Below are 8,599 nucleotides of genomic sequence, written 5' to 3'. Positions count from 1 at the left end.
CTCCGCCACGCCCGTGGCCCGGCTGACGCCCGCCGCCCCGGCGATCCCCACCCTCCGGGGCCCGACGCCCGTCGCCCCCGCGACGCCGGCCGTGGCCGCCGCCCCCGTGACGGCCAACCACCTGCGCCCCACGGACGACGCGCTGTTCGAAGTGCAGGGGGGCGGCTTCGCCTCCTCCACCAACTCCTTCGTGGAGGGCGAACACCGCGTCATCATCCACACCGTCGAAGGCCAGGTGAAGCGCGGCACCATCCGCGACGCGGACCTCCTGGAGGACACCATCTCCCTGGAGCAGCAGAGCGGCTTCGCCCCGGAGCGCATCCCCGGCAAGCGCGTGAAGGCCATCTTCTTCATGCTCGCCGCGGGCGCGCGTCAGCCGCAGGCGGAGGGCTCGAAGATCCGCGTCACCTTCAACGACGGCCGCCAGGTGGCCGGCTTCTCCCAGGACTTCAAGGGCCCCACCCCGGGCTTCTTCGTCGTCCCCGCCGACACCCGCACCAACACCGCGCGCATCTTCATCTACCGCGCCAGCGTGCAGGCCGTCGCCGAGGGCTGAAGCCCCCCCCCGGGGCGGCCCCCGCCGCCCCACACGCCGCACGAAAAAGAGGGGCCCCGGTCACCCGAGGCCCCTCTCTTCATTTCAGCTTGGGCGAAGAGGACGCGGACTACTTCGTGTCCTTGGCCGCCGGCGCCGCCGCCTCGGGCTTCTTCGTGGTCTCCAGGTCCAGGGTGATGGTCACGTCGTCACCCACCGCCACGCCGCCGGCCTCCAGCGCCTTGTTCCAGGTCAGGCCGAAGTCGCTGCGCTTGATCTTCGTGGTCGCCGTGGCGCCGCGGCGCACGTTGCCCCACGCGTCCTTCGTCTCCGCCGTCGGGCCTTCCACGGCCAGCACCACGGGCCTGGTCACGCCGTGCATGGTCAGGTCGCCCGTGACGTTCAGCTTGTCCTTGCCGGCCTTCGCGATCTTCGTGGACTTGAAGGTGATGGTCGGGAACTTCGCCACGTCGAAGAAGTCCGGGCTCTTCAGGTGCTCGTCGCGCTTGGGCTCGTTGGTGTTGATGGTGGTCGCGTCGATGGTCGTCTCGATGGTGGACTTGGTGATGTCCTTGTCATCCAGGTTGACGGTGCCCTTCACGTTGCTGAAGGAGCCGCGCACGGTGGACACCATCATGTGCTTCACGCCGAACTGCGCGCTGGAGTGCGACGAGTCGATCTCCCACGCGGACGCGAAGGCAAACGACGGGGCGGCGACGGCGAGCAGCGTGACGGCGGACTTGAGCGACAGCTTCATGGTGTGACTCCTTGGAGATTGCGGACTGCGAGGTTCAGGCGCGCAGCGCGAAGCTGCGCATGGACAAGGTTCCGTGATGGAAGCCCTCGAACACGGGGGTGATGCGGTCCTCGGGGAGGGCGGCTCCGAGGACGAAGTAAATCGGCAACCAATGCTCGGCGGATGGATGCGCGACCCGTGCATTCGGTGCATCCCTCCACGACTGAAGGCCTACGTCATCACGCGCGGCAAGTTTCCCGGCGACCCACGCGTCGAACTCGGCCGCCCATGGCTCAGCGGACGCCCGCTTGTTCCTGAAATTCACCCGGCGAAGGTTGTGCACCACCCCGCCGCTGCCCATGAGCAACACGCCCTGCGCGCGCAGCGGACGCAGCGCTTCCCCCATGCGCGCCACCTGCGCGGGCGTCGCGTCCGCCGGCAGCGACACCTGCAACACGGGCACGCGCGCCTCCGGGAAGGCATGCCGCAAGGGCACCCAGACGCCGTGATCCAATCCGCGCTCGCCGTCCGCCACCGCGGGCACGCCCGCCGAGGACAGCCGCGCCACCACGTCCTCGGCCAGGGACGGCGCACCGGGCGGCGCGTAACGCAGCCGGTACAGCTCCTCGGGGAAGCCGTGGAAGTCGTAGACGAGCGGCGGAGCGGCCATCGCGGTGACGTGCACGCGCGCGTCCGTCTCCCAGTGCGCGGACATCACCACCAGCGCCTTCACCGGGCCCGCGCCCTCACCGAAGCGCTGGAGTGCCTGGGGATACTCGTCCGCGTCCAGCGCCGTCATGGGCGAGCCGTGAGAGACGAACAGGGCCGGCGCCACCTGCCGGGCGACCGAGGGCCCAGGCCCCATCACCCCCGCCACCCCGGCCGCCGCCACCCCCTGCAGCACCTCGCGCCTGTCCACCCCGGAAGCCATCGTGGCGCCTTGTACTGCAACCCCGGGACCAGCGCACCCAACATGACAACCCCATGAAATCACACGGCTTCACATTCCAGCCCTTTGAAACGCCTCTCAGATTGATAGAGAGGCACATCAGTCTGAAAGACACCGGGAGACACCGTGGCGGGTCTGGAAGGGTTGGACTTGAGGGAGCTGCTCGCGTTCGAGCCGAAGGGCGGGGTCATCCGCTTCGCCGGCCAGCGGGCGCTGTTGATGGACCCGGTGGCGCTGGGGCTCTTGCGCAAGGAGCTCATCGGGATGCTGGGGATGACGGCCGCGCGAGGCATCTTCACGCGGCTGGGCTACGCGCACGGCTGGCGCACGGCGGAGGCGATGAAGACCGCGGTGCCGTGGCCGGACGAGGCGGAGTGGCGCCGCGCGGGCGGGCGGCTGCACACGCTGATGGGCCAGGTGCGCGTGGAGCGCATCGAGCGCACGGACAAGGACGGCCCGGAGCCCTTCGCGGAGGCGCAGTGGCGCGACTCCTACGAAGCCGAGCAGCACCTGCTCCACCTGGGACAGGCCGACCAGCCGGTGTGCTGGAGCCTCACCGGCTTCGCGTCCGGGTACCTGAGCTACTGCAACAACAAGCCCATCTACTGCGCGGAGCTCAAGTGCGTGGGCCATGGCGACGCCCTCTGCCACATCGTGGGCCGCCCCGAGGAGGAGTGGAGCACCGAGTGCACGGAGTTCCTGCGCTTCTATGAAACGCAGTGCATGGAGGGCGTGCTCGGGCAGGTGACGGAGGCGCTGCGGCAGGCGGAGCGCAAGCTGCGCGCGAAGCGGCAGTCGCTGGCGCGCGTGTCCGGCGTGACGGAGGACCCGGCGGGCATGGTGGCCCGCGCGGAGGCCATGCAGCGCGTGCTCAACCTGGCGCGGCGCTCGGCGAAGGTGGACACCACCATCCTCGTCACCGGGGAGAGCGGCGTGGGCAAGGAGCGAATCGCCCGGCTCATCCACGACGAGTCCGGCCGCGCGCCCAAGGCCTTCATCGCCGTGAACTGCGCCGCGGTGACGGAGAGCCTGCTGGAGAGCGAGCTGTTCGGCCACGCGAAGGGCGCCTTCACCGGCGCCACGCACGACCGGCCCGGCCTCTTCGAAGCCGCGCACGGCGGCACCCTCTTCCTGGACGAGGTGGGCGAGGTGCCCCCCGCCATGCAGGCCAAGCTGCTGCGCGCCCTCCAGGAGCGCGAGGTGCGCCGCGTGGGGGAGAACACCAGCCGCAAGGTGGACGTGCGCGTGGTGGCCGCCACCAACCGCGAGCTGTCCGAGGAGGTCCGCCTGGGCCGCTTCCGCCAGGACCTCTTCTACCGGCTGCGCGTCATCGAGCTGCGCATCCCGCCCCTGCGCGAGCGCAAGGAGGACATCCTCCCCCTGGCGCGGCTGCTGCTGGCGGAGGCCGGTGAGCGCCTGGGAAGGCGCGTGAATGGCCTGTCCCCGGACGCGGCGGATCAGCTCCTGCGCTACCCATGGCCGGGCAACGTGCGCGAGCTGGGCAACGCCATCGAGCGCGCGGTGGTGCTGTGCGAGGGCCCGCGCGTGGAGCGCGATGATTTGCCGGAGGAGGTGCGCGCCGCGCCGCCGCCGCTGGTGCCCACCGGCAACCCGCGCCGGCTGGAGGACATGGAGAAGGAGTACATCCTCGCGGTGCTGGCGCAGAACGGCGGCAACCGCTCACGCACCGCGGAGCAGCTGGACATCGGGGTGGCCACGCTCTACCGGAAGCTCAAGCAGTACGGCCACCCGGAGGCCGCGCACTAGCCGCGCGCGGCCCCCAGCCCTCTTCAGTTGAGGAACTGGTCGCGGTCCGGCCGGCGGTCGCGGTCCACCACGCGCAGGTGCTTGGAGCGGTCCCGGAGCTGCCGCTGCAGGCGCCAGTGCTGCAGCTGGAGCATCAGCCGCTTGGGGCTCGCGCCGCGCACGTACGCGAAGACGAGCACCAGGCTGATGAGCTCCGGGGCCAGCACCTGCCAGGCCGGCGCGGTGAGCAGCCGCAGCACGGTGAAGCCCGCGCCAATGGCCGCGAACCAGTTGCCCGTGAGCGGGATGCCCCAGAAGTTCGTCTGCCCCCGGCCAATCACCAGGCCGTAGGCCACCCACAGCACCGTCGTCATCACCGTGCCGCCGGCGTAGAGGCTGGCCATGGGCATCACCAGCGCCAGCAGCACCGTGATGAGGCCCGCGAGCACCGTGATGCCCACCGACGCCATCAAGAGGCGCCTGGACCCCCAGGTGGACTCCAGGAAGCCGCCGATGGACCAGATGATGATGCCGCCGAAGATGATGCCCAGCGGGTCCGTGGCGACGAACGCGTAGGTGAACAGCTGCCACACGCGCAGCTGCAGCACGTCCCCTGGGTTGAGCAGCAGCAGCACGCCCTGCCCCTGCCGCGTCGCCAGGAACAGCGCGGAGAACGCCACCAGCGCCACCGCCAGCTTGGCTGCCATCGAATCCAGGCCGGGGAAGCCGCCGCCGAAACCGCCGCCTCCACCCCGGTTGAAGCCCCGCATGGGTCGCATAGAGGCCCAAAGGTGGTGGAACAGCGCCCGGTGCGCAACCCCAAATCCAGAAACGATGAAGGGCGCCCCACCCTGGTGTCACCAGGGAGAAGCGCCCTCGCATCCCACGCCTTCTGAAAAGCCGGCCCTACGTCTTGTGGCGGTAGAAGAGCGTGATGGTCAGACAGTGAAACTCCTTGTCCGAGGACTGCGTGACGATCTTGTCCACGATCTCCACGGCGGAGTTCTCCTTCAGCCACTTGGTGATGTTCTCGCCCATGTTCTCGCGATCGCGCGCGAGCGTGGTGGAGAACACCTTGACGCCCGTGAAGCTGATAACGCCCATTCCAACCCTCGTGTCACCAGAGATTACAAATGTTTACCCCGAGTCGGGGGCGCCATCAAGAAACGGGCCCGACAATCCGGCCTCGGAGGCGCGTCCTGCCCCTCCGGGAGGCCCCTGACGGGCGGGGGCCCACCGTCCACTCGCCGACAGTGCGGCGGTGGGGGTGCCAGGCCCCTGGGGCGTCAGCGGCCCGCCGCGGCCCGGCGGGCCTGACAGGTGACCTCGTCCTTGCAGGCGGGACCGATGCCCTCCGGGTGGGCCGTCAGGGGCGTCTTGTCGCTCTCCTCCACGCCGCACACCACGCAGCGGCGCTTGCGGTTGCGGCGCTCGGCACGGCGCTGCTCGGCGATGGCCTTGGCCCGCTCGCGGGCCGTCTTCGCGTCCACCTCGTTGCTCATCTCACGTCCCGTCCGGAAGTCGTCTGCCCCGTACCCCGTCACCCACGCACGCGCGCCTAGAGCGCTTCGATCAGGACGGCGATGCCCTGGCCGCCACCGATGCAGGCGGACCCGATACCATAGCGGGCGCCCCGACGCTTCAGCTCGTACGCCAGCGTCATGGTGATGCGCGCCCCGGAGGCCCCCAGCGGGTGGCCCACGGCGATGGCGCCGCCGTTGACGTTGGTGGCGTCGCGTGGCAGGCCCAGCTCCTTCTCCACCGCCAGGTACTGGGGCGCGAAGGCCTCGTTGACCTCGAAGAGCTCCACGTCCGTGAGCTTCGCGTCCGCGCGCTGGAGCAGGTTGCGGATGGCCGGCGCGGGGCCGATGCCCATGATGCGCGGGTCGCAGCCGGACACGCCCCAGTTGACCAGCCGCGCCACGGGCTTCAGGCCGTGCTTCTCCACGAAGCCGCGCGTGGCCATCACCATGGAGCCCGCGCCGTCGCAGATGCCGCTGGCCGCGCCCGCGTGCACCACGCCGTCCTTCTTGAACACCTTGGGCAGCTTGCGCAGGCCCTCCACCGTGGTCTCCGGGCGGTTGTGCTCGTCCTTGGAAACCACCGTGTCGCCCTTCTTGCCCTTGAGCGTCACCGGCGAAATCTCGTCCGCCAGCCGGCCCGCCTCCTGCGCGGCGGCGAAGCGCTTCTGGGTGAGGACGGCGTACTGGTCCACGTCGTCCTGGGTGAGGCCGTAGTCCACCGCGAGCTGCTCGGCGGTGAGCGCCATGGCCTGGCCGGTGTAGCTGTCCGTGAGGGCCGTCCAGAGCATGTCCTCCAGGCCGCCCTTGCCCAGGGGGATTCCCCAGCGCGCGCCGCGGATGACGTGGGGCGCCTGGCTCATGGACTCCGTGCCGCCCGCGAGGACGGCCTGCGCGCCGCCCGTCAGCATCATCTCCGCGGCCGTGACGAAGGCCTGGAAGCCGGAGCCGCACAGCCGGTTGACGCCCAGCGCGGGCACCGGCACCGGCACGCCCGCGCGCAGGCCCACGTGGCGCGGCAGGTAGATGGCGTCCGCGCTCGTCTGGACGACGTTGCCGTACACCACGTGCTCAATCTGCTCCGGGGAGACGCCCGCCTGGGCCAGGGCCGCCTTCGCGGACTCCACGGCCAGGTCGGTGGCGCTCAGGTCCTTGAGGCTGCCGCCGTAGGTACCGAACGGGGTGCGCTTGCCGGACAGGAAGTAGATTTCCTCGTTCTTGGACACGCTCTTCATGGTGCTCGTCTCCCTACTCTTCCGGGGCGCGCGGTGCACGCACGACGTGACGTGGAAAAGCGTCCAGGGGGCCGTCAGCCCGCGCGCTGGCCCAGGAAGGCGCTGGCGACGATGGCAAGCGCGATGGCCGTCCACAACAGCCCCTGGAGGTTCTGGCGGCGGATTTCCTTGCGCCCCAGCCCCTGGTACCAGGCCCGGGCCGTCTGGACGCGCCCCTCCCAGGTGAAGCCCTCCGCGCCCGCCGGGTCCAACCCCTCGAGTCGTCGCACATGCGCGCGCAACAGGCGCTCCGGTGCGGCGTCCTCCAGCGACCCGGAGCGGTAGCCGGGCACGTCCAGCGCGGGGCGCCGGTAGCTGGCGGTGACGACGAAGCCCCCGGTGGCCAGGGGCGTCAGCAGGTAGAGCCGGGGCAGCAGGTCGCCGCCCTCGTGGAGGGTGGCGAAGACGCGCTCGCCCGCGTGCGCCCAGTCGTAGGAGCGGGTGGCCTTCTGCAGGAGCGGCTTCTCCTCGTGGCTGCCCAGCGGCGTGAAGCCCAGCGCCTGGAGCTGGCCCGCCAGGGGGCCGAGCGCGTCCGGCAGGTCCATCTGGTCCGCCGGGGCCTCCGGCTCCACGCGGACGGTGTGGGGGAAGAGGTAGAGCAGCGCGCGCCAGAGGTTGAGGAACAGGAGCGCGCCGGCCAGCACCAGCCCGGCGACGGCCACCCCCAGCTGCCCGAGCACGTTCACGGACGGGGCTTTCCTTCCGGGCGCCGGGCGGCGGTGGCGGGCAGGTCCCTCCAGCGCGCCAGGTCCCCGGGGGTGAGCGGGTCGCGGCCCTCCAGGAAGCGCTCCAGGTGGCCCAGCGAGTCCACGCCCCAGAACATCTCGTCGTCCACCAGCACGGACGGCACGCCGAACGCGCCCCGGGCCAGCGCCTCCTCCGTGTTCTTGCGCACGCGGTCCTTCACCTCCGGCAGCTGCGCGCGCTCGAGCAGCGCCCGCGCGTCGAAGCCTCCTTCCGTCAGCACCGCGCCCACCTGCTCCGGCGTCTCGATGCCCCGGCCCTGGCCCCACGCGGCCGAGTAGAGCGCGGTGGTGAGCCGCGTGCGCTCCGCCACGTCGTCCACCGCGGCCGTCACGCGCAGGGACAACAGCGGGTTGAACGGGTGCGAGGGCGGCAGGCTGAACGGCGCGCCCTGCTCGTGCGCGATGCGGAAGCACTGCTTGAAGACGTAGACGCGCTTGGCGGGGATCTCCGCCGGGCCAATGGAGCCCACGGCGTTGAGCAGCCCCGCCAACAGCACCGGCACGGGCTCCAGCGCCCGCCCGTGCCGCGCCGCGATGGCGGGCATGCGGAGCCAGGCGAGGTAGGCATACGGGGACAGGTAGTCCAGGCAGAAGCGCAGGGGGGAGGAGGCCATGGCCCCCATCCTATGCACGACCCGGCCGTCAGGCGCTCTGCTTCACGTCCTCGTGCAGCTGGCGCGACAGCGGGCCGCGCAGCGACTGGGCCAGCTGCTGGAGGTACGTGGCCCGGGCGGTGGTGAAGGCCCGCTCGGCGATCTCCAGCTCCCGCATCACCTCTTGCGGCGTGCCGTAGCGCTCCGCGTGCTGCAGGTAGACGAGCCCCATCTGGAGCACGTTGCCGGTGGACTCCGCCAGGAGGCGCGCGCGGCGCAGGTGCGCGTCCCCCTCCTCCTGGGACACCAGCGGCGCCAGGGCGCGGCGGGCCAGGATTTCGTCCCAGGGGTTGGCGAACCGGGGGTCCAGGGCGCGATCGAGCGCGGCTTGCGCGGCGGCGAGCGCGGCGGGCAGCCGGCCCTGGTCGCGCTCGAAGCGCGACTGGTACACGCGCACCAGCGTCTCCATGCGCAGGCCGCCTGGCGCGCGGCCTCCAGCG

At 71.2% G+C, this 8,599-nt stretch carries 10 protein-coding genes and 1 pseudogene; 2 read left to right on the top strand and 9 right to left on the bottom strand.

Annotated elements, in window-relative coordinates; all coding sequences use genetic code 11:
• Positions 1–556 (top strand): DUF6982 domain-containing protein (locus ACLEQD_RS31235; RefSeq protein ID WP_410389137.1); only part of this gene is annotated, 556 nt, incomplete at its 5' end.
• A gap of 109 nt (positions 557–665) precedes the next feature.
• Here the strand turns inward: ACLEQD_RS31235 and ACLEQD_RS31230 are convergent.
• Together ACLEQD_RS31230 and ACLEQD_RS31225 are read right to left on the bottom strand one after the other, a co-directional pair.
• On the bottom strand, positions 666–1,292 hold the full coding sequence (locus tag ACLEQD_RS31230; RefSeq protein ID WP_410389136.1) for a YceI family protein: 627 nt from the start codon (positions 1,290–1,292) through the stop codon (positions 666–668).
• A gap of 34 nt (positions 1,293–1,326) precedes the next feature.
• Complete coding sequence (locus ACLEQD_RS31225; protein WP_410389135.1) at positions 1,327–2,202, bottom strand: dioxygenase; 876 nt, start codon at positions 2,200–2,202, stop codon at positions 1,327–1,329.
• 144 nt (positions 2,203–2,346) lie between these two features.
• Here ACLEQD_RS31225 and ACLEQD_RS31220 point away from each other — a divergent pair, with 144 nt between their 5' ends.
• A complete protein-coding gene (locus tag ACLEQD_RS31220; RefSeq protein ID WP_410389133.1) occupies positions 2,347–3,987 on the top strand; it encodes a sigma 54-interacting transcriptional regulator in 1,641 nt (546 codons plus the stop codon).
• Between the two features lie 23 nt (positions 3,988–4,010).
• On the opposite strand, the gene ACLEQD_RS31215 is transcribed toward ACLEQD_RS31220, so the two are convergent.
• From ACLEQD_RS31215 to ACLEQD_RS31185, 7 genes and pseudogenes are all read right to left on the bottom strand, one after another.
• Positions 4,011–4,745 carry a DUF1751 domain-containing protein gene (locus tag ACLEQD_RS31215; protein WP_410389132.1) on the bottom strand — a complete coding sequence of 245 codons (735 nt, stop codon included), beginning with the start codon at positions 4,743–4,745 and terminating at the stop codon, positions 4,011–4,013.
• Between the two features lie 127 nt (positions 4,746–4,872).
• On the bottom strand, positions 4,873–5,070 hold the full coding sequence (locus ACLEQD_RS31210) for a hypothetical protein (RefSeq protein WP_410389130.1): 198 nt from the start codon (positions 5,068–5,070) through the stop codon (positions 4,873–4,875).
• A gap of 182 nt (positions 5,071–5,252) precedes the next feature.
• Positions 5,253–5,468: a hypothetical protein gene (locus ACLEQD_RS31205; protein ID WP_014399195.1), complete on the bottom strand. Its 216-nt coding sequence runs from the start codon at positions 5,466–5,468 to the stop codon at positions 5,253–5,255.
• A gap of 56 nt (positions 5,469–5,524) precedes the next feature.
• A complete protein-coding gene (locus ACLEQD_RS31200; protein ID WP_410389128.1) occupies positions 5,525–6,721 on the bottom strand; it encodes an acetyl-CoA C-acetyltransferase in 1,197 nt (398 codons plus the stop codon).
• A 74-nt stretch (positions 6,722–6,795) separates the two neighbouring features.
• Entirely contained in the window at positions 6,796–7,446 is a 651-nt protein-coding gene (locus tag ACLEQD_RS31195; protein WP_410389126.1) for a hypothetical protein, read from the bottom strand.
• On the bottom strand, positions 7,443–8,120 hold the full coding sequence (locus tag ACLEQD_RS31190) for a 2-hydroxychromene-2-carboxylate isomerase (protein ID WP_410389125.1): 678 nt from the start codon (positions 8,118–8,120) through the stop codon (positions 7,443–7,445). Before ACLEQD_RS31190 ends, ACLEQD_RS31195 begins: the two co-directional genes overlap by 4 nt.
• A gap of 28 nt (positions 8,121–8,148) precedes the next feature.
• A pseudogene (locus ACLEQD_RS31185) lies at positions 8,149–8,599 on the bottom strand (serine/threonine-protein kinase PknK); the annotation flags it as partial.

The organism is Corallococcus sp. 4LFB (assembly GCF_046520365.1).
GTDB lineage: Bacteria > Myxococcota > Myxococcia > Myxococcales > Myxococcaceae > Corallococcus > Corallococcus caeni.
This window is presented reverse-complemented; position numbering and strand designations above follow the sequence as displayed.

Excerpts from the sequence above, each read along its gene's own strand:
- ACLEQD_RS31230 (WP_410389136.1), bottom strand. The coding sequence starts at position 1,292 with ATGAAGCTGTCGCTCAAGTCCGCCGTCACGCTGCTCGCCGTCGCCGCC.
- ACLEQD_RS31225 (WP_410389135.1), bottom strand. The coding sequence starts at position 2,202 with ATGGCTTCCGGGGTGGACAGGCGCGAGGTGCTGCAGGGGGTGGCGGCG.
- ACLEQD_RS31215 (WP_410389132.1), bottom strand. The coding sequence starts at position 4,745 with ATGCGACCCATGCGGGGCTTCAACCGGGGTGGAGGCGGCGGTTTCGGC.
- ACLEQD_RS31210 (WP_410389130.1), bottom strand. The coding sequence starts at position 5,070 with ATGGGCGTTATCAGCTTCACGGGCGTCAAGGTGTTCTCCACCACGCTC.
- ACLEQD_RS31205 (WP_014399195.1), bottom strand. The coding sequence starts at position 5,468 with ATGAGCAACGAGGTGGACGCGAAGACGGCCCGCGAGCGGGCCAAGGCC.
- ACLEQD_RS31200 (WP_410389128.1), bottom strand. The coding sequence starts at position 6,721 with ATGAAGAGCGTGTCCAAGAACGAGGAAATCTACTTCCTGTCCGGCAAG.
- ACLEQD_RS31190 (WP_410389125.1), bottom strand. The coding sequence starts at position 8,120 with ATGGCCTCCTCCCCCCTGCGCTTCTGCCTGGACTACCTGTCCCCGTAT.